Source organism: Streptomyces sp. NPDC041205 (genome assembly GCF_055591765.1).
In genome coordinates, this window is record NZ_JBVIZH010000002.1 from 318,221 (window position 1) to 338,276 (window position 20,056).

17 protein-coding genes are annotated in these 20,056 nt (G+C 71.7%); 6 read left to right on the forward strand and 11 right to left on the reverse strand.

Annotated features, from left to right (window positions below; translation table 11 throughout):
* The first annotated feature begins 105 nt into the window (after window positions 1-105).
* Entirely contained in the window at window positions 106-1,476 is a 1,371-nt protein-coding gene (locus tag ACZ6BG_RS08400) for an L-serine ammonia-lyase (RefSeq protein ID WP_468998607.1), read from the forward strand.
* A gap of 32 nt (window positions 1,477-1,508) precedes the next feature.
* Here ACZ6BG_RS08400 and ACZ6BG_RS08405 read toward each other — a convergent pair whose 3' ends face one another.
* On the reverse strand, window positions 1,509-2,387 hold the full coding sequence (locus tag ACZ6BG_RS08405) for a phosphatidylinositol-specific phospholipase C (RefSeq protein ID WP_468998609.1): 879 nt from the start codon (window positions 2,385-2,387) through the stop codon (window positions 1,509-1,511).
* A 239-nt stretch (window positions 2,388-2,626) separates the two neighbouring features.
* Here ACZ6BG_RS08405 and ACZ6BG_RS08410 point away from each other — a divergent pair, with 239 nt between their 5' ends.
* A complete protein-coding gene (locus tag ACZ6BG_RS08410) occupies window positions 2,627-3,178 on the forward strand; it encodes a glycoside hydrolase family 25 protein (RefSeq protein WP_468998611.1) in 552 nt (183 codons plus the stop codon).
* Between the two features lie 33 nt (window positions 3,179-3,211).
* Here ACZ6BG_RS08410 and ACZ6BG_RS08415 read toward each other — a convergent pair whose 3' ends face one another.
* A complete protein-coding gene (locus ACZ6BG_RS08415; RefSeq protein WP_468998613.1) occupies window positions 3,212-4,246 on the reverse strand; it encodes a zinc-dependent alcohol dehydrogenase family protein in 1,035 nt (344 codons plus the stop codon).
* A 101-nt stretch (window positions 4,247-4,347) separates the two neighbouring features.
* Between ACZ6BG_RS08415 and ACZ6BG_RS08420 the strand changes: the two genes are divergently transcribed.
* Complete coding sequence (locus ACZ6BG_RS08420; RefSeq protein ID WP_468998615.1) at window positions 4,348-5,289, forward strand: AraC family transcriptional regulator; 942 nt, start codon at window positions 4,348-4,350, stop codon at window positions 5,287-5,289.
* Between the two features lie 70 nt (window positions 5,290-5,359).
* Here the strand turns inward: ACZ6BG_RS08420 and nadE are convergent, their stop codons facing one another.
* The 9 genes from nadE to ACZ6BG_RS08465 form a co-directional block, all read right to left on the reverse strand.
* On the reverse strand, window positions 5,360-6,190 hold the full coding sequence (nadE, locus tag ACZ6BG_RS08425) for an ammonia-dependent NAD(+) synthetase (protein ID WP_468998620.1): 831 nt from the start codon (window positions 6,188-6,190) through the stop codon (window positions 5,360-5,362).
* A 39-nt stretch (window positions 6,191-6,229) separates the two neighbouring features.
* The gene (bla, locus tag ACZ6BG_RS08430) at window positions 6,230-7,198 is read right to left on the reverse strand and encodes a class A beta-lactamase (RefSeq protein WP_468998622.1); all 969 of its coding nucleotides are present in this window, start codon (window positions 7,196-7,198) and stop codon (window positions 6,230-6,232) included.
* A gap of 144 nt (window positions 7,199-7,342) precedes the next feature.
* On the reverse strand, window positions 7,343-7,555 hold the full coding sequence (locus ACZ6BG_RS08435) for an EF-hand domain-containing protein (protein WP_190114211.1): 213 nt from the start codon (window positions 7,553-7,555) through the stop codon (window positions 7,343-7,345).
* Between the two features lie 558 nt (window positions 7,556-8,113).
* Window positions 8,114-9,301: a YVTN family beta-propeller repeat protein gene (locus ACZ6BG_RS08440; protein ID WP_468998628.1), complete on the reverse strand. Its 1,188-nt coding sequence runs from the start codon at window positions 9,299-9,301 to the stop codon at window positions 8,114-8,116.
* Complete coding sequence (locus ACZ6BG_RS08445) at window positions 9,301-10,074, reverse strand: polysaccharide deacetylase family protein (RefSeq protein WP_468998632.1); 774 nt, start codon at window positions 10,072-10,074, stop codon at window positions 9,301-9,303. The genes ACZ6BG_RS08440 and ACZ6BG_RS08445 overlap by 1 nt, the downstream gene beginning before the upstream one ends.
* Window positions 10,075-10,452: 378 nt before the next feature.
* Window positions 10,453-10,956: an ATP-binding protein gene (locus ACZ6BG_RS08450; RefSeq protein WP_468998635.1), complete on the reverse strand. Its 504-nt coding sequence runs from the start codon at window positions 10,954-10,956 to the stop codon at window positions 10,453-10,455.
* Window positions 10,957-11,220: 264 nt separating this feature from the next.
* Window positions 11,221-11,991: an enoyl-CoA hydratase/isomerase family protein gene (locus ACZ6BG_RS08455; RefSeq protein ID WP_405661391.1), complete on the reverse strand. Its 771-nt coding sequence runs from the start codon at window positions 11,989-11,991 to the stop codon at window positions 11,221-11,223.
* 133 nt (window positions 11,992-12,124) lie between these two features.
* A complete protein-coding gene (locus tag ACZ6BG_RS08460) occupies window positions 12,125-13,366 on the reverse strand; it encodes a L,D-transpeptidase (RefSeq protein WP_468998641.1) in 1,242 nt (413 codons plus the stop codon).
* A 172-nt stretch (window positions 13,367-13,538) separates the two neighbouring features.
* Window positions 13,539-14,801, reverse strand: a complete 1,263-nt coding sequence (locus ACZ6BG_RS08465; protein ID WP_468998644.1) for a L,D-transpeptidase — start codon at window positions 14,799-14,801, stop codon at window positions 13,539-13,541.
* A gap of 156 nt (window positions 14,802-14,957) precedes the next feature.
* Here ACZ6BG_RS08465 and glgX point away from each other — a divergent pair, with 156 nt between their 5' ends.
* The 3 genes from glgX (at window position 14,958) to ACZ6BG_RS08480 (ending at window position 20,004) form a co-directional block, all read left to right on the forward strand.
* Entirely contained in the window at window positions 14,958-17,369 is a 2,412-nt protein-coding gene (gene glgX, locus ACZ6BG_RS08470) for a glycogen debranching protein GlgX (RefSeq protein WP_468998646.1), read from the forward strand.
* A 61-nt stretch (window positions 17,370-17,430) separates the two neighbouring features.
* The gene (locus tag ACZ6BG_RS08475) at window positions 17,431-18,384 is read left to right on the forward strand and encodes a LysR family transcriptional regulator (RefSeq protein ID WP_468998648.1); all 954 of its coding nucleotides are present in this window, start codon (window positions 17,431-17,433) and stop codon (window positions 18,382-18,384) included.
* Between the two features lie 204 nt (window positions 18,385-18,588).
* On the forward strand, window positions 18,589-20,004 hold the full coding sequence (locus ACZ6BG_RS08480; protein ID WP_468998651.1) for a carbohydrate-binding protein: 1,416 nt from the start codon (window positions 18,589-18,591) through the stop codon (window positions 20,002-20,004).
* The last annotated feature ends 52 nt before the right edge of the window (window positions 20,005-20,056 follow it).

Below are 20,056 nucleotides of genomic sequence, written 5' to 3' on the forward strand. Positions count from 1 at the left end.
GACAGTGCGCGCGGTGCCCCGCACCACGTGCCCGCAAGCACGGCAAGCTGCCCCCGCACCACCCGGCGGACAACGGCGTCTACCACCCATCATTGGAGTTCTCCCGTGGCCATCTCGGTCTTCGACCTGTTCTCGATCGGCATCGGCCCGTCCAGCTCCCACACGGTCGGCCCGATGCGCGCGGCGCGCATGTTCGCCCGCCGCCTGAAGAACGAGGGCCTGCTGGCCCACACCGTCTCGATACGCGCGGAGCTGTACGGCTCCCTCGGCGCCACCGGCCACGGCCACGGCACCCCCAAGGCCGTCCTGCTCGGCCTGGAGGGCGAGTCCCCGCGCACGGTGAACGTGGAGTCGGCGGACGACCGCGTCGAGGAGATCAAGTCCACGGGCCGCCTGAACGTCCTCGGCATGCACGACATCGCCTTCGACTTCGACGCCGACCTGATCCTGCACCGCCGCAAGGCCCTGCCGTACCACGCCAACGGCATGACGATCTTCGCGTACGACACCGACGGCGCGCTCGTCCTGGAGAAGACTTACTACTCCGTCGGCGGCGGCTTCGTGGTCGACGAGGACGCTGTGGCGGGCGAGAACCCGATCGTCCCGGACGACACCGTCCTGAAGTACCCCTTCCGCACCGGCGACGAGCTGCTGCGCCTGTCCTCCGAGACCGGCCTGTCGATCTCCGCCCTGATGCTGGAGAACGAGAAGGCCTGGCGCACCGAGGAGGAGATCCGCGAGGGCCTCCTCGACATCTGGCGCGTCATGCAGGCCTGTGTGTCCCGCGGCATGTCCCGCGAGGGCATCCTGCCCGGCGGCCTGAAGGTCCGCCGCCGCGCCGCGAACTCCGCCCGGCAGCTGCGCGCCGAGGGCGACCCGCACGCCCGCGCCATGGAGTGGATCACGCTGTACGCGATGGCGGTGAACGAGGAGAACGCCGCCGGCGGCCGCGTCGTGACCGCCCCGACGAACGGCGCCGCCGGGATCATCCCCGCCGTCCTGCACTACTACATGAACTTCGTGCCCGGCGCCGACGACGAGGGCGTCGTCCGCTTCCTGCTCGCCGCGGGCGCCATCGGCATGCTCTTCAAGGAGAACGCCTCCATCTCCGGCGCCGAGGTCGGCTGCCAGGGCGAGGTCGGCTCCGCCTGCTCGATGGCCGCGGGCGCCCTCGCCGAGGTTCTCGGCGGCTCCCCGGAGCAGGTCGAGAACGCCGCCGAGATCGGCATGGAGCACAACCTCGGCCTCACCTGCGACCCGGTCGGCGGGCTCGTCCAGATCCCGTGCATCGAGCGCAACGGCATGGCGGCCGTGAAGGCCGTGACCGCCGCGAAGATGGCGATGCGCGGCGACGGCAGCCACAAGGTGTCCCTCGACAAGGTCATCAAGACCATGAAGGAGACCGGCGCCGACATGAGCGTGAAGTACAAGGAGACGGCGCGCGGCGGGCTCGCCGTGAACATCATCGAGTGCTGAGCCCCACCGCGCGCCGGCCCCTGGGACGGGCGCTAGTTGTGCGCGATCAGTGACTCCACCAGACCGGCGCGGGTGTTGGGATAGTCCATCGGGACGATCCCGAGCCCGCGCCAGGTGCGGCCCTCGGCGCTCTCCAGGAGGGTGTGCGTCCGCGGGTTGAGGTCGTCGGAGTTCCAGCGCGGCGGGATCGCTGCGGCCGTGCTGACGAAGTTGATGTACTGCTTGCCCGGCTGGGCCGCGGCCTTCCTGAAGTGGGCCTCGACCTTGGGGAACTTGGCGGCGGGCACCGCGTTGTAGTCGTCCTGGATGTCGAAGAGGCCGCCGTCGCCCCAGCGGATGCCGCCGGGCAGACCGCCGTTGTCGGCGATGAGGACGACCTTCCCGCGGACCTCGCCGAGGCGCGGCCAGGCGTTGCCGATGTGGAACAGGGAGCGCCAGCCGCGCCGGTCGAGATAGTCGTCGAAGAGCGCCCGGAACGTCGCGTCGCTCTCCTGCGAGTACTCCTGCTTGACGCGCATCAGGACGGTCTCCGTGGGCTGGCCGCGCAGGAAGTCCCGGCAGGCGCCGAGGACGTCGTCGAAGTTCAGGTTCTGGTAGAACGCGCCGTGGTGGATGGTGAAGGACCCCTCGAAGGCCCGGCACCGGATGTCCAGGAAGCGTATGCCGGAGCCGAGTTGCTGCCCCAGCGTCGTGTTCTGGCACTCCACCCACCAGCCGCCGAAGCGGGCGCCCGAGTCGTGCGTCCCGGGGATCGTCAGGCGCTGCAGGGGCGTCGCGGCGTCGATGCCCGCCATCCAGTTCTGTACGCCGAGCGCACGCGTGCGGCTCCCGGCGGACGCGGGGGTGGTGAGCAGGGCGGTGGCGGCGGTGGCTGTGGCGCCGGTGAGGAAGGCGCGGCGGGTCAGGGGCATGTGGGATCCCGTATCCGTGAGTGGGGGGTGGCGGACGCGTGTGCCCGTACTCCATACACGGGCGGAGGCAAGGAACGCCAGTACGAGGGTGGAACCAACCCCTCGCGGGGAACGGTCAAGTAACAGTCAACCTTTGACCGTTCACCCATCAGGATCGAACCGATCACCCATCGCGCGCCGGACTCGGCCACCCCACGGCCCCGCCGCCGGACCCACTCCCCCCCACCGCTGGAGGCCCCATGCTGCGCGGCATCGACGTCAGCTCCCACCAGTCGTCCTTCTCCACCGACGGGCTGTCCTTCGTCGTCATCAAGGCGACGGAGGGCCGCTCCTACATCAACCCCCGCCTCACCGCCCAGACCAAACTCGCCCGCGACGGCGGCTGCGTCGTCGGCTTCTACCACTTCCTGTGGCCGGGCAACATCACCGCCCAGGCCGAGTACTTCGTGAGCAAGGCACCGGAGAAGGCCGGGGACATCCTGGCCGTCGACTGGGAGTGGACGGGCGACCACACGGCCGCGACGAACGCGGAGAAGGACCGTTTCATCCGCGAGGTGAAGCGGCTGCGCCCGAACCATCGGACCATCTTGTACTGCAACCGCGACTTCTGGCTCAACAGGGACACGACGTCGTACGCGGGCGACGGCCTCTGGATCGCCGACTACGTGCCGGCGGGCAAGCCCCGCATCCAGGCGAAGTGGCGCATCCACCAGTACACGTCGACGCCGCTGGACAAGAACGTGGCGGACTTCGAGAGCGAGGACGCGCTGCGGGACTGGGCCACGCCGTAGCCCGGCACCGGCGCCGCCCCGCCGCCAGGACGGCTAGGGCCGCACCACGATCTTGCCGGTGTGGGTGTTCGCCTCCATCAGGCGGTGGGCGTCCGGCATCCGGTCGAGGCCGTCGAAGACCTTGGCGATCTCGGGGCGCAGGGTGCCGTCCCGCAGGCCCGAGTTGAGGTAGGCGGCAGCGCGGCGGCGGCCCTCCGCGGTATCGGTGACGATGGCGTTGTTGTAGCCATGGACGGTTACGGGCCAGGTCATCGGGACGGTGGCAGGGCGGCCGTCGAGCCAGCCGTAGAGGACGTATGCGGCGTTCTCCGTGGCGGCCTCGCCGAGGGTCTGGAAAGCGGGGCCTCCGATCGCGTCCAGGACGATGTCGGCGCCTCGGCCTTCGGTGAGGCGCTTCGTCTCCTTCACCACGTCTTCCGTGTCGGTGACGATGACGTGTTCGGCGCCCAGGTCGAGGAGTTGGCGGCGCTTGTCCTCGGTGCGGGTGGTGGCGATGGGGGTCGCGCCTGCTCGGCGTACGACCTGGAGAGCCGCCGTGCCGACCCCGCTGGACGCGCCGGTGATCAGGACATGGTCGCCGGGGCGCATCCCCGCGCGCAGGTGCAGGGCGCCGTAGGCGGTGGTGTACGTGAGCCAGACGGCGGCCGCCGTGACCGCGTCGACGTCGGCAGGGCGCAGGGCGACCGCGTGCTGCGGCAGCACGACGCGGTCCGCGTACACGCCGTGGGCGCTCAGCTCGAAGTTGCCGGTCGTCAGCACGGTGTCACCGGGCGCGAAGTCCGTGACGCCCGCGCCTGCCGCCTCGACCACCCCGGCCGCCTCGTAGCCGTTGCGGGAGGCGGGCAGGGTGGGCTGGTAGTAGTAGGTGCCGGAGCGCAGGAGGGCTTCGGCGCGGTTGAGGCCGAGTGCCTCGACCCGGATCAGGACGTCGTCCGGGCCCAGGGCGGGGAGTTCCACCTCGCGCACCTTCAGGACCTCGGGTCCGCCGATCTCGTCGAAGAGCACTGCCTGAGCGGTGGTTGATGCCGTCGTCGTTGCCGCTGTCGCTGTTGTCGCTGTCGTCGTCATGACGCACACGCTATGCAGCTCCCCCGAGACGAACCATGCTCGCCGATCTCGGTTTTCTGTCCGTGCGTCTCGCGGCTCGGTGTGCGCGCTACCGTTCGGACATGGACGTACTCAGCGACGCGATCGCCGCCATGCGGCTCGGGCGGCCGCACTCCGCGCTCTGGGACAAGTACGCGCCGTGGGGTGCGCGGTTCGGGGCGTCCAGCGGGGCCGGGTTCCATGTGCTGCTGCGGGGGTCGGCCTGGCTGGTGCCGGGGCGGGAGGGGACGGAGCCGATCGCGCTCGCGCCGGGCGACATCGCGTTCGTCGCGCACGGCAGCGGGCACGCCCTGATGAGCGAGCCCGGTGTGCCCCTCGACCGGTTCGAGCTGGACCCGGACGGGTCCTGGCCGCGGCCGCCCGCGCGGCTGCCGGACCCGGCGCCGGGCGAGCCGCCCGCCGCGGTGCTCCTCTGCGGCGCCTACCGCCTCGACCGCGCCCACGCCCACCCGCTCCTGTCGGAGCTGCCCGAGGTGATCCACCTGCCCGCCCGCGTCGGCGCCCACAGCTCGCTGCGCGCGGCCGTGGAGTTGCTCGGCGCCGAGCTGGACGACCCGAAGCCGGGCTCGGACACCATCGTGTCGGCGCTGCTCGACACGCTGCTGCTGTACATCCTGCGGGCCTGGTGGCTGGGCGAGCAGCACGGCGCGGGGCATCCGACGGGCTGGGCGGCCGCGCTCGCCGACCCGGCGGTGGCGGCGGCGCTGCGGGCCGTGCACGCCGACCCCGGACACCCGTGGACGGTGGCGGAGCTGGGCGCGCTCGGCGGGCTTTCCCGGGCCCCGTTCGCCCGCCGGTTCGCGGCGACGGTGGGCTCGCCCCCGCTCGCGTACCTGACGTGGTGGCGGATGACGACGGCGGGCCGCGTCCTGCGCGCGGAGGACACGCCCTTGCGCGAGGTCGCGGAACGCTGCGGCTACGCCTCGGAGTTCGCGTTCGCCAAGGCGTTCAAGCGGCAGTTCGGGGTGGCGCCGGGGCGGTACCGCAGGGGGCGGGACGCGTAGGTTCCGCCCCGTGGGCCGATGCGGCGGGGCCGGCCTCGCGGTCGGCGGGGCCGCACCGGCGCCGGTGGTCTCACGGCGCGACGGGCAACTGCCGCTTGTGGTCGGTGAGGCGGTAGCGGCGGACGATCGTGTCGAAGGCGCGCGCGTCCACCGGCTTGCCCTCCAGGAAGTCGTCGACGTCGTCGTAGGTGACGCCGAGGGCGTCCTCGTCGGCCTTGCCCGGGTCGAGGGTCTCCAGGTCGGCCGTGGGGGTCTTCCACACCAGCTCGGCGGGGGCGCCGAGGGCGTCCGCGACGGCGCGCACCCGGCGCTTGGTGAGGCCGGTGAGCGGGACCAGGTCGGCGGCGCCGTCGCCGAACTTGGTGAAGAAGCCGGAGACCGCCTCGGCCGCGTGGTCGGTGCCGACGACCAGGCCGTCGTGCGCCCCGGCGACCGCGTACTGGGCGATCATGCGCTGCCGGGCCTTGATGTTGCCGTGCACGAAGTCCTGGTGGTGGGCGTCGCGGAAGCGCACCCCGGCGGCCAACGAGGCGTCGAGGGCGGCGTCGCTCGCGGGCTTGATGTCCACGGTGAGGACGTCGTCGGCCCGGATGAAGGAGAGCGCGAGCTGCGCGTCGTGCTCGTCGGCCTGGACGCCGTACGGCAGCCGCATCGCGTGGAAGCGGGCCTCGTGCCCGGCGGCGCGGGCCCGCTCGACGGCGAGCTGGCAGAGCCGTCCGGTGGTGGTGGAGTCGACCCCGCCGCTGATGCCGAGCACGAGGGAGCGCAGCCCGGTGGCGGTCAGCCGCTCGGCGAGGAACGCCACCCGGCGCTCGATCTCGCGCTCGGCCTCGAAGACCTCGGCCACCTGGAGTTCCCGGGCGATCTCCTGCTGCAGGGCGATGGCCCCCGACTCGCTCACGTCTGGCTCCTTGTTCCGGTTCACGATGTGCCGTCCACCCTACCGAGGGGTTTTCCCGGGCAGCACGGACGTCACGTAGGCGGCGGCCTCGGCGAGCAGCGCCTGGTCGTACGGGGCGTCCTTCGCGGCCTTGCTCGTCATGATCGCGAGGAGCAGGGGCGGCGCGGACTTCGGGGGCCAGAGGACGGCGATGTCGTTGAGGGTGCCGTAGTCGCCGGTGCCGGTCTTGTCGGCGATGGTCCAGCCGCGCGGCAGCCCGGCCTTGATCCGCTCGGCGCCGGTGGCGTTGCGCTTCAGGAGGTCGAGGAGGAAGGCACGCTTGCGGCCCGCGAGCGCGTCGCCGATGACGATCTTCCGGTACGTGCCGCCGAAGGCCCGGGGCGAGCTGGTGTCGCGGGGGTCGCCGGGGGTGGCCTGGGTGATCGCGGGTTCGACGCGGTCCATGCGCGTGACCTTGTCGCCGAGGCCGCGGGCGTACGCGGTCAGGCGGTCGGGGCCGCCGAGGTCGCGGAGCAGCAGGTTCCCCGCGGTGCCGTCGCTGAAGCGGATGGCGGCGTCGCACAGCTGCCGGATGGTCATGCCGGTGTCGACGTGGCGCGCGGTGACCGGCGCGTGCTTCATGAGATCGGCTTGGCTGTACGTGACGCGCCGGTCGAGGTGGGACAGCGGGTTGCCGTCGAGGACCGCGGCCGTGGCGAGCGCCTTGAACGCGGAGCAGAACGCGAAGCGCTCGTCCGCCCGGTGGGCGAGGGTGGCGCCGGTGCCGGTGTCGAGGGCGTAGACGCCGAGGCGGGCGTCGAACTCGCGCTCCAGGTCGGCGAATCGGCGGCGGTGACGGCGGGCGTCCGGCGCGGCGGGGGCGGACGCGGACGGGGATTCGGTCGGGGCCGAGGTGGTGCCGCGTGGATGTGTGACCGGGTCCTCGTCCTTGGCGCAGGCGGCCAGCGGGACCAGCGCCGCCGCCCCGAGAAATCCGCGGCGCGTCAGGGCCGAGTGCGGCGACGTCATGACCATCCCCCGTCAGACTTTGCGAACACGACGAGCTGAAGTGAACGATACCCGCGGCCCCGCCCCGCCCGGCGTGCGAAGGGGCCGCACCCCGGACACCGGGTGCGGCCCCTTCGTGGGCGCGGGGCGGCCGTGCCGCACGCGCTACTTGTTCAGGCTCGCCCAGAACTCGTCGAAGGACAGCAGCTTGTCGCCGTTGGTGTCCTTGGACTTGATGATGGCCTCGGCGACCGACTCGGTGACGTTCCAGTCCCCCATCTGCGCCATGGCCGTCTTGTACTCCGTCGCCGTGATGAATCCGTCGCCGTCCGCGTCGAATCGCTCGAACGTCTTGCGTGCCTCTTCGATGTCCGCCACCGGGTCCGCCCCTTCTTCGTGTCCTACTGACGGGGGCTAGGGTAACGGCCGCTCCGGGCGCGGTTCGCAGGGAGTACGGCCTGGCCAGCGCACCGGTGGCGCCGGACGGTGTCCTCGATGCCGCCGCCCTCGGTGAGATCCGGCGCGCTCGCCGCCCCCGAGGCGGGCGAACGCGCTGGATCATTCACTCCCACGCCGGGATTCTTGCGATATCGCGCGTTGTTCCGGCCGCGCCGCACCGCGACCTTCGAGGCGTGCCTCCGCCCAGACCGTGGCGGGGCCCCTTCCTGGAGGAGTGACGTCGTGGCCGGGTACTTCGAACCGTTGCCCATGGGCAAACTGGAGCTGCCGAACCGTCTGGTGATGGCGCCGTTGACGCGCAGTCGCGCGGATCAGCGGGGCGTGCCGAGTGGCCGGGCCCGCTGATCCTGTGCGCGCACCCGGACGCCGAGTCCTTCCCCAGTACGCCGGAGATCGGCGCCGAGACCCTGCGCGACGGTCTCGCCGACGCCGTCGCGCTCAGCTCCCGGGGCGTCAGCTGTTCACCGCGTATGCCGCTCAGCGGAAGATGCCGGTGTGACCCAGTGAGTAGCGGCCTGGCTGCGGGTACACGGCCAGGCCGTGCGGGCCCCCGCCCACGGGGATGCGGGCCACCTGGACGCCGGTCCGGGTGTCGATCGCGTAGACCTCCGAGTCGTACCGGCCGGAGAGCCACAGCGTGTTGCCGTCGGCCGAGACCCCGCCCATGTCGGGGCTCCCGCCGTCCGGCAGGCGCCACTTCTTCGTGAGCTTGTCCTGGGTGAAGTCGAAGACGGAGACCGTGCCCTCGCCCCGGTTCGACACGTACATCTCGCGGGAGTCGCGGCTGACGTACAGGCCGTGGCAGCCCTTGCCGGTCCGCAGGAGCTTCGGCTTGCCGAAGGTGTCGCCGTCGAGGACCCACATGCCGTCGGCCATCATGTCGGCGACGTAGAACTTCTTGCCGTCGGGGGACATCTTCACGTCCTGCGGCATGGCCCCGTCGAAGGGGAGCTTCTGCTGTCCGACGACCTTCATCTTCTCCGTGTCGACCTTCAGCAGTTCGCCGCTGAACTCGCAGGACACGATGAAGTAGCGGCCGTCGAGGGAGAAGTCGGCGTGGTTGACGCCGTAGCAGCTCACCGGTTCGGTCTTGACGCGCTTCATGGTGTGCGGGTCGCGGAAGACGAGTTCCCGGTCGAGCGAGGCCATGACGACCGCGTACTTGCCGTTGGGCGTGAAGTAGAGGTTGTAGGGGTCGTGGACCTCCACCGGCTTGCCCGCCTTGCCGGACTTGGGGTTGATCGGCGTGAGGGTGTGGCCGCGGTTGTTGTTGACCCAGAGCGTCTTCATGTCCCAGGACGGCACGACGTGCTGCGGCTGGACTCCCACGGGGATGGTGTCGATGACCTTGTACGTCGCCGGGTCGATGACCGAGACCGTGTTGGAGTTGGTGTTGGGGACGTAGACCCGGGACGGGAAGTCCTTGACCACCGGGGAGAGCTTGTTCGGGCGGTCGGCGGCGTAGACGTCCTTGGGGTCGAGGACGGGAGGCATGCCGGGCAGACCGTGGATCTTCTTCGGCTCGGCCGGTTTGACGGGGGCCTTGGTCGCGAGGGCCTTGGTCTCGCGGCCCCCGCGCTCGGTGCCGCAGCCCGCGAGGGCGCTGAGGACGGCCGCGCTCGCGAGCAGGGCGGCGGCGCGCGTGGCCAGGGTCAGGTTTCGCATCAGGTCAGCAGCTCCGTGGTCGTGACCGCGCGCAGACCGCGGCGGTGGAGTTCGTCGAGGACGGCGGGGAGCGCGGCGACCGTGTCCGCGTACCCGAAGTGCAGGCTCACCACGGAGCCCGCGCGGACCTCGGCGGCGACGGTGCGGGTGACGGCCGCGGCGCCGGGCGAGGTGAAGTCCAGGGAGTCGACGTCGTACGACAGGACGTGCGGGTAGCCCGCGCGGCGCGCGAGGCGGGTGACGAGCGGGCTGGCCCGCTGGGCCCGCGAGGGCCGGAACCAGTTGCCGATGCCGCCGGTGAGCCGCCGCAGCCGTTCGGCGCAGCCGGTGATCTCCGCGTACGCGGCCCGCTCGGGCAGCGCGTTGATGTCCCGGTGGTTCAGGGTGTGGTTGCCGAGGTCGTGGCCGCCGTCGAGGATCCGCCGGGCCAAGGCGGGGTGTTCGTCGAGCCAGGTGCCGACGGCGAGGACGGTGACGCGGGCGCCCGCGCGTTCGGCTTCGGCGAGCAGGGCGCGGGCGGTGGCGGGGGCACCCTGGCCGTGGAAGGTGAGGGCGACCTCGGGGCGGCCGCGGGGGCTGTGGGCGATCTGGACGGGCAGGCCGGGGAAGCCGCGGGGGCCGGGTGCGGGGCCGCGGTGGGGGGATCCGGTGGGCCGGGGCTTGTTCCGGTGCTCCGTCGTGGAGCAGCCGGTGGTGAGGGCGCCCGCGAGGGCCAGGCCCACCGACGTGCGCAGTACTCGGCGGCGGTCCGTCCCGTCTGCACGCTCAGTCACGGGACCATTTAATGGGGATCAGTGGCGAAAGCTGATGATTGACCTGATTCAGGACGTTTGCGGGTCGCTGGCCTGGACCAGGAGGGCCTCATCAGCCCTTCCTATCGCCTCACGCGGCCACCGTTTAGCCATCGTTTACAAGGTGAGTGCTCTATCTCACCAAGGATTCACCTTTAAACTGTCGCACTCTGACCCGATACGCCCCATTTGAGACTTTGGGATCGGTGGCGCCCGTCTGCCATAGTCGGGGACGAGCGACTCTCCTTGACCCGAGCTACGTCGTCTTCACGGCCGTGAACTCACCCCTGTCGTTCACGGTCCCGCTCGAAGGCCCCCGACAGCGCCGCACCCACGGCCCCGGGGGCTTTCGCGTACGCGCTAGCGTTCGGTGACCCGCATCTCGAACCAGGTCGTCTTGCCCCGCGGCAGCAGATCGACGCCCCAGCGGTCGGCGAGCTTGTCGACGAGGAACAGACCCCGGCCGCTGATGTCGAGCTCATGGACGGGCATCAGACACGGCAGCCCCCGCGAGGGGTCGCGCACCTCGACCCGGATCCAGCCGCGCCGCCGCAGCGTACGCAGACCGAAGACGCGGGCACCGGTGTGCCGCACGGCGTTGCCGACGAGCTCGGACACCAGGAGCACGACGTCCTCGGTGAGCTTGGGCGTCAGGCCCCAGTGACGCAGGACGACCACCTGTGCGAGGCGGCGGGCGATGGCCGCGGACTCCGGGCGCGAGGGCAGCGGGACCTCGGCGTCGGCCGGATTGCCGAACAACTCCAGTGCCTTCAGCGCGTGTTCGTCCTCCACCGCCGGAGACCAGCGCGCCGCGGTCGCGCCTGTGCGCCGCCGCTGCTGTTCGAAACCCTCCTGCCCCGCCATGCCCCCCATCATGGCCGCCCCACGACCGCATTGGGGCCGTTCCGACGGAATAAGCCCCCCGGAAGCTTCCGTTCCGGGGGGCCGTCCAGGCATATGCCTGTGGCAGTTCATCCTCTGCCGCACCCGCCCCCACCTGCGATGACTTCTTGCTCACAAGTGATCACGGAGTGCCCGCGAGAGCGCTGCCTTAAGGTTGTCTTAAGCCTGCCATAATCCGCCCCTTCGGGGGACACTTTGGCTGACGAGCCTTCAACTGGCGTGACTTCAGCGGAACTTCGCCTTGCCGGGGCCGTCCTCCACGAAGCTGCGCATGCCCCGCTCGCGGTCCTCGGTGGCGAACAGGCCCGCGAACCACGTGCGTTCGATGGCGAGACCGGTGTCGATGTCCGCCTCAAGGCCCGCGTCCACGCTCTCCTTGGCGGCCCGCAGCGCGAACGCCGGACCCTGGGCGAGCTTCGCGGCCCACGCGTGCGCCTGCTCGTACACCTCGGCGGCGGGCACGACCCGGTCCACCAGGCCGATGGTCAGCGCCTCGTCCGCCTTGACCATGCGGCCGGTGAAGATGAGGTCCTTGGCCTTGGCCGGGCCGACGAGCCGCGGCAGCCGCTGGGTGCCGCCCGCGCCCGGGATCAGGCCGAGCAGGATCTCGGGCTGGCCCAGCTTGGCGTCGTCGGCGGCGATGCGGAAGTCGGCGCACAGCGCCAGTTCACAGCCGCCGCCGAGGGCGTAGCCGGTGACGGCGGCCACCACGGGCTTGGGGATGCGGGCGATGGCGGTGAAGGAGTCCTGCAGGGCCCGGGACCGCACGATCATCGCCGCGTGGTCCATGTCCTGCATCTCCTTGATGTCCGCGCCCGCCGCGAACACCTTCTCGCCGCCGTAGAGGACGACGGCCCGCACGTCGTCGCGGGCGGTCGCCTCCGCCGCGAGGTCCTTCAGGCGGTCCTGGAGCGCGATGTCCAGGGCGTTCATCGGGGGGCGGTCGAGCCGGATCGTGCCGACGCCCTCGGCGACTTCGAGATGCACAGTTGTCATGCGGGGCACGCTAGCGCTCCGCTGGTTGTGCCGCGCCGTGGCGTCGGTCGTCTGCGGCTTCGTCGTGGCTTGTCGCGCAGTTCCCCGCGCCCCTTCGGGGCGCTCCCCTCGCCGCCCCCCCTTCCGGGAAGGCCTACGCCTTCCACTTCTCCCAGGACATGTTCCAGCCGTTGTAGCCGTTGTCCGGGGCGATGATCTTGTCGTTCGAGTTCTTCACCACGACCACGTCACCGACCATCGAGTGGTTGAAGAACCAGGCGGACGGCACCTGCTTGTCGTAGCCGCCGCGCACGTCCCGCAGGCCGATGCAGCCGTGCGAGGCGTTGTAGTTGCCGAACGCGCCGCCGCCCCAGTAGTTGCCGTGGATGAACGTGCCGGACGTGGACAGGCGCTGGGCGTGCGGCACGTCCTTGATGTCGTACTCGCCGCCGTAGCCGACGGTCTCGCCGTTCATGCGGGTCACCTTGAGGCGCTCGCTGATGACCATCTGGCCGTTCCACGTCTCGTAGCCGGGCTTGCCGGTGGTGACGGGGATCTTCTTGAGGACCTTGCCGTCGCGCACGACGGTCATCTTCTTGGTCTTCACGTCGACCGTGGAGACCTGGCTGCGGCCGATCTCGAAGGTGATCGTCTTGGCCTGCTTGCCGTAGACCCCCGGGCGGCCCTCGACGCCGTCGAGGTTCATCTTCACGGTGACCTTGGTGCCGGGCTTCCAGTACTTCTCCGGGCGGAAGTCCAGACGGTCGTTGCCGAACCAGTGGCCCTCGACGGGCACGGAGGGCTCGGTCTTGATCTCGATGGCCTTCTCGACCGCGCCCGGCGCCGTGATGCCGCGCGAGAAGTTCACCGAGAACGGCATCCCGACGCCGACCTTGGTGCCGTCCTCCGGGTTGAACTGGCCGACGAAGGTGTTCTTCGGCACCAGGGTCGTGAACGCCGAGTCCTTGGCGGACGTACGGCCCTCGGAGTCCTTGGCGATCGCGTGCACCTTGTACTTGGTCCCGGCGGCGAGGTGCCGGTCGGGGGTCCACTTCGCGCCATCGGCGACGATCTTTCCGGGGACGGTCTTGCCCTTGGGGTCCTTGACCGTCACTTCGGAGAGCTTGCCCTTGGCCGCGGATATCCTCAGCGCCCCGCTGGTGGCGACGGCGTCCGCGCCGTCCTTGGGGGCGATGGTGACGACGGCCTGCGAGGGCTTGTTGTCGTCCGCCTTGCCCTTGCCGCCGTCCCCGTCGCCGGAGTCGGAACCGCCACCGCACGCGGTGACGAGCAGCAGCGTCGCCCCGGACGCCGCCGCGAACAGTGTGTTGGCGCCCCGCCGCCGCCCGCGCTTTCGCGCGTGGGCCGACGCCCCCGATATCGGTCGCCCGTTCAAGATTTTCTCCCCTCGCACGGCCCGATCAGGCCCGCACTCCAGTGCCCCGCGCGGTGGTCGAGAATGAGCCGACTCGCGCACTGCGCTAGATAACCACAGGCCCCGAAGCGATGACTCCCCGCCAATGTCACCGTTCCGTTCCAACTGCGTTCACGGTGCGGACCTGTGGCCGTCAGGGGCGGCCGGGGCGCGGCCTCTTGTCGCCCTTTTTCCCATCTGTGGCTTTCTTTCCCGTCTTCCATTCCTGCCAGTCCATGTTCCAGCCGCCGAGTCCGTTGTCGGGAGCGACCTTCTTGTCGTTGCTGTTGACGACCTCGACGACGTCGCCGATGAGGCTGCGGTCGAAGAACCAGCCCGCGGGCGTCCGCGAACTGCCGCCCTTCACATCGCGCAGGCCCACACAGCCATGGCTGACGTTGGTGTTGCCGGGCGCGTGCGGCGCCCAGTAGTTGCCGTGCAGGAAGGTGCCGGAGGTGGTCAGGCGCATCGCGTGCGGCACGTCCGGGATGTCGTACTCGCCCCCGAAACCGACGGTGCGGCTGTTCATGCGGGTCACCTCGAGCATCTCGGTGACGACCATCTTGCCGTTGTACGTCGTGGTCTTCGGGGCGCCCGCGGTGATCGGGACCGTGGAGAGCAGCTTGCCGTCGCGGCGTACCTCCATGGTGTGCGCGGCGGCGTCGACCAGGCTGACCTGGCTGCGGCCGACGGTGAAGGAGAACGTCTTGTCCTGCAGGCCGTAGACGCCGGGCGCGGCCCTCACATCGCGCAGGTCCAGATCGACGGTGACCTTGGTGCCGGGCTTCCAGTACTCCTCGGGGCGGAAGTCGAGGCGGGTGGCGCCGAACCAGTGCGGCCGGATCTCCACGGCAGGCTCCGCGGTGACGCGGACGGCGCGCTGGACGGCCGTCCTGTTGGCGACCTCGCGGTTGAACTCCAGGGAGACGATCATGCCGGTGCCGACCGTGGCGCGGTGCTCCGGCGTGACGTACCCGATGAAGCGCTCGTCGGGGACGAACGTGGTGAAGGTGGTGTGCCGCGCCGTGCGCCGCCCGTGGCCGTCGAGGGCGACCGCGTCCACCGTGTACTTGGCGGCGAGCGCGAGCGGCCCGTCGTCCACCGGGCGCCAGGTCGTGCGGTCCGCGCCGATGCGCCCGCGCACCTCGGCCTCCTGCGCGTCCTGGGACCGCACCACCCGCACGGACTCCAGGCGGCCGTCCGGCACCCGCACTTCAAGGCGCTCCCCGGCGCGCACGTTCTTGTCGCCGTCGCCGGGCGTGACCCGGATCGCGTCGGCGGGCCGCGGCGGCTTGCCGAGCGCCCCGTCGAGCGCGGAGCCGGAGCAGCCCGTGGCCCCCAGTACCAGTCCTGTCCATGCCACCGCTGCGGCCAGCGCGGCCCCTGCGCGCCGAGCGCGCCTCGTTGCCTGTCTCACGTGGGTCCCAACGACCGTGCCCGCCCGGGGAAACGTGAGTGCGACGCACCGGCTGGGCAGAACAGACAGCAAGGACGTCGTGCGGGCAGCCGCGGCCGGGACGCCGCACGCCCTGAGCGCGCGCGTCGACCGGCCGGAGCCGCGGGAGGCAAGCAGGTGTCGAGCGCAGCCGAGCAGGAGGCAGTCCAGCGGGCGCGGGCCCGGGTCCGTGGCCGGCCGGACGACGGCACGGACACCGCCGCCGGGCCCAACGGCGGGCCCAACGGCGGGCGCGGGGCGCGGGCGCGGCAGGCGCCCGCGCGGACCGTGTGGCCGGGGGCGCCGACGCCGCTCGGCGCCCGGTTCCGGGTGGGGCCCGACGGCGTCGCGGGCACCAACTTCGCGCTGTGGGCGGGCGGTGCGGAGGCCGTCGAGCTGTGCCTGTTCGACGAGGACGGCGGCAGCGGCGGCAGCGGCGGCCATGGCGGCCAGGTCATCGAGACGCGCTGCCCGCTCACGGAGCTGACGCACGAGATCTGGCACGGCTTCCTGCCGGGGGTCCTGCCGGGGCAGCGGTACGGCTTCCGGGTGCACGGCCGCTGGGACCCGTGGACGGGCGCCCGGTTCAACGCGGCGAAGCTGCTGCTCGACCCGTACGCCCGCGCGGTCGACGCGGGCGCGGGCAACGACTACGGCGCGCTGCCGCCGGAGGTGTACGGCCATGTGCGGGACTGGCCGCAGCAGCACGTCGCCGACACCGTGCGCGACGACCGCGACTCGGCGCCGTACGTCCCCAAGGGAGTCGTCGTGCACGACGACGCGCCGGACGACGAGTGGTGCGACGACCGGCGCCCGAAGACCCCCTGGGCGGACTCGGTCATCTACGAACTCCACGTCCGGGGCTTCACACGGCTGCACCCCGGCGTCCCGGAGCCGCTGCGCGGTACGTACGCGGGGCTCGCGCACCCGGCCGCCGTCGACCATCTCGTACGCCTCGGGGTGACGGCCGTCGAACTGCTCCCCGTGCACCAGTTCGCGCACGAGGACCATCTGCTGCGCCGGGGCCTGAGGAACTACTGGGGCTACAACTCGATCGGCTACTTCGCCCCGCACGCGGCGTACGCGGCGTCCGGCACCCGCGGCCAGCAGGTCGGCGAGTTCCGGCGGATGGTGCGGGCCCTGCACGAGGCCGGGATCGAGGTGATCCTGGACGTCGTCTACAACCACACGGCCGAGGCGGGCGAGCTGGGGCCGATGCTGTCCCTGAAAGGCATCGACAACCGCGGCTACTACCGGCTCCAGGGCGACGCCCGCCGGTACGCCGACTACACCGGGTGCGGCAACACCCTGCACGTCGTCCAGCCGCACGTGCTGCGCCTGATCACCGACTCGCTGCGGTACTGGGTGTCGGAGATGGGCGTGGACGGCTTCCGCTTCGACCTCGCTGCGGCGCTCGCGCGCTCCTTCCACGACGTCGACATGCTCTCGCCGTTCCTCGCGGTCATCGCACAGGACCCGGTCCTGCGGCGCGTGAAGCTGATCGCCGAGCCGTGGGACGTCGGGTCCGGCGGCTATCAGGTGGGGGCGTTCCCGCCGCTGTGGACGGAGTGGAACGACCGGTACCGGGGTGCCGTGCGGGACTTCTGGCGCGGCGCGCTGCCCGATGTGCGGGACCTCGGCTACCGGCTCTCGGGGTCGAGCGACCTGTACGCGTGGGGCGGGCGGCGGCCGTACGCGTCGGTGAACTTCGTGACGGCCCACGACGGGTTCACGCTTCGCGACCTGGTGACGTACGAACGCAAGCACAACGAGGCCAACGGCGAGGGCAACAGGGACGGTTCGGATGACAACCGGTCCTGGAACTGCGGGGTCGAGGGCGAGACGGACGACGCGGACGTGGCCGCGCTGCGGCGCCGCCAACTGCGGAACCTGATGACCACGCTGCTGCTCTCGACGGGCGTGCCGATGCTCGTCGCGGGCGACGAGATGGGGCGCACCCAGGGCGGCAGCAACAACGCGTACTGCCAGGACAACGAAATGAGCTGGGTGGACTGGGAGTTGCGGGACGAGCCGGGATGGCGGGCACTGTTCGAGCTCACCGCGCGGCTGATCGCGCTGCGGCACCGGCATCCGGTGCTGCGGCGGCGGGCGTTCTTCTCCGGCCGGGCGCACTCGGCCGACGGGCTGCGGGACCTGGCGTGGTTCACGGCGCGCGGTACGGAGATGACGGAGGCCGACTGGTACGCGCCCGCGGCGACGCTCGGCATGTATCTGTCGGGCCGCGACATACCGGGGCGGGACGCGCGCGGCGCCGCGGTCACCGACGACAGCTTCCTCGCGGTCCTGCACACGGCAGAGGGTCCCGTCGACTTCGCCCTGCCGGGACCGCCGTGGGCCGCCGCCTACGAAGTGCTCGTCGACACCTCCCTGGAGGAGCAGGAGGACGCGCCGGGGGCGCTGCTCGCCGCGGGGGCGGCGGTGCGGGTGGACGCGCGGTCGGTGCTGCTGCTGCGGGCGGTGCCGGGGGACGCGGGGCCCGGGGACGCCGGGGCTGGGGACGCTGGGACGGGGGGCGCGCAAGGGACTTGATGGGCTTTCAGGTCCGTACCAAGGTATTGCCCATGGCGCGGACCCGGACGAAGCTCACCGCATGGACCTGGAGTTGCGGCACCTGAAGACGATCCGGGCGATCGCCGACGCGGGCAGCCTCACCAAGGCTGCCACCGCGCTCGGCCTCGCGCAGCCCGCGCTCAGCACCCAGCTGAAACGGATCGAACGGGCCCTGGGCGGGGAGTTGTTCGAGCGCGGGCGGTCCGGGGTGCGGGCCACCGCGCTCGGTGAGTTCGTGCTCGCCCGGGCCCGGATCGTGCTGCCCGCCGTCACCGGACTCCAGGAGGAGGCCGAGCGATTCACGCGCGGATGGCAGGACCGGCGCGGGTTCCGGCTCGGCGGTACGCACGGGCCGCTGCTCGGGGGGCTGGTGGACCGGCTCGCCGCCGCGCACCCCGACCAGCCCGTGTCCACGTACACCTCCTGGTCGGAGCGGGAGATCGCCGCCCAGGTGGCCGACGCGCGGCTCGACTTCGCGCTCGTCGGGACGTGCGGGGCGAGCATGCCGCCGGAGAACGAGCGGCTCGTGTGGCGCGAGGTGGCGCGTGATCCGGTGTTCGTCATGCTGACCACCGGGCATCCGCTGGCCGGGGCCACGGAGATCGATCTCGCCGATCTCGCGGGGGAGGCGTGGACGGACGTGCCCGGGGACGGGTGCTTCGGGGACTGCTTCACCGCGGCGTGCGCGCGGGCGGGGTTCGCGCCGTCTTCGGTGTACGAGACCGACACCGCGTCGTGCGTGCATCTGGTGCAGGTGGGGCGGGCCGTGGGGTTGTGCCGGGCCACGTTTCCGCCGACCGGGGGGATCGTGACGCGGCCGCTGGCGGGGGCGCCGTTGTACTGGCGGCATCTGCTGGGGTGGCATCCGGATACGTATGCGCACGACAGCGCGGCGGAGGTGCTTGCGCATGCTCGGGCGGCGCATGCGGCGGCGGCGGCGCGCAGTGAGAGCTATTCGGCTTGGCTGGCTTTGCCGGGGGCGGAAGTGGGTTAGCCCGATCGGCCTGCGGCCTCACCCTCGAACGCCGGACGGGCTGTTCCTGTTCCCGCCGTCCATAACGTTGGCGTAGGGGGGCAACTGGCATCTATTTACCGCCTGTTGACCCTTCTACGGTGTGGTCGACCGGAGAACGCGCGGGTCCCGCTTCCCCGCTTTCAGGGATCCGCCGCTCCCCGTCCACACCGAGGAGAGACCCCCATGCAGCTCAGACATGCCTCCCCGACTCACGACAGTTGTAAAGTCCTCCGCCGCGCGCAGGCAGCGGGTGCCGCGCTCGCCGCCGCTGGTGCGCTCGTGCTCGCCGGCCTTCCCGGCACGGCGTTCGCGCAGTCCGACTCCCCGTCCCCCTCCCCCACTCCCCGTGACGCCGCGGCTGCCGCCGCCGTGGCTCAGACGTCGCCCGAGGTCCTGAAGGCGATGCAGCGTGATCTGCGGCTGACCGCAGGGCAGGCCAAGGCGCGGCTGGCCAACGAGGCGGAGGCGGGGGCCGCGGGCGGCGCCCTGCGGTCCGCGCTCGGCCGTGACTTCGCGGGCGCCTGGGTGAGCGGCGCCACCTCGGCCTCGCTCACCGTCGCCACCACCGACGCCCGGGACGTCGCGGCCATCGAGGCCGAGGGCGCCCGCGCCCTGGTGGTGCGCCACTCCCTCGGTCAACTGGACGCCACCAAGGCCAAGTTGGACCGGGCCGCGAAGAGCACGCGTACCGCCGACGCGCCCGTGTGGTTCGTCGATGTGAAGTCCAACGCGGTCGTGGTGAAGGCCGTCAAGGCCGCCGCGGCGCACAAGCTGGTGAAGGCGGCGAAGGTCGACCGCGGGCTGGTCCAGGTCGAGAGGACCAGCGAACGACCGCGACCGTTCTACGACATCGTGGGCGGCGAGGCCTACTACATGGGCAGCGGCGGCCGCTGTTCCGTGGGCTTCTCCATCACGCAAGGGTCCACGCAGGGTTTCGCGACGGCGGGCCACTGCGGGCGTGCGGGGACCACCACGCGTGGCGTCAACCAGCAGGCCCAGGGCACGTTCCGCGCCTCGATCTTCCCGGGCCGGGACATGGCGTGGGTGGCCGCCAACGCGCAGTGGACGTCGACGCCGTACGTCAAGGGCTCCGGCGGCCAGCGCGTGAGCGTCGCGGGCTCGACGCAGTCGCCGGTGGGCGGCTCGATCTGCCGCTCCGGTTCGACCACCGGCTGGCACTGCGGCACGATCTCGCAGCACAACACCAGCGTCACCTACCCCGAGGGCACCATCAGCGGTGTGACCCGCACGACCGTGTGCGCGGAGCCCGGTGACTCCGGCGGCTCGTACATCTCGGGCAGCCAGGCGCAGGGCGTCACCTCCGGCGGTTCGGGCAACTGCCGCTCCGGTGGCACCACCTTCCACCAGCCGATCAACCCGCTCCTTCAGCAGTACCAGCTGACGCTGAAGACGACGGGCGGCGGCCAGGACCCGGGCCCCGGCCCCGGTGACCCGAGCGGCACCTGGGCGGCGGGCTCCGTCTACGCGGCCGGTGACACCGTCACCCACGACGGCGCCACCTACCGCTGCCTCCAGCCGCACCAGGCCCAGCCCGGCTGGGAGCCGCCGAACACTCCCGCCCTGTGGGAGGCCGCCTGACCCTTGCCCCGGGCCCGCCCTGACCGGCGGGCCCGTCCGGGTCCCAGGCGGG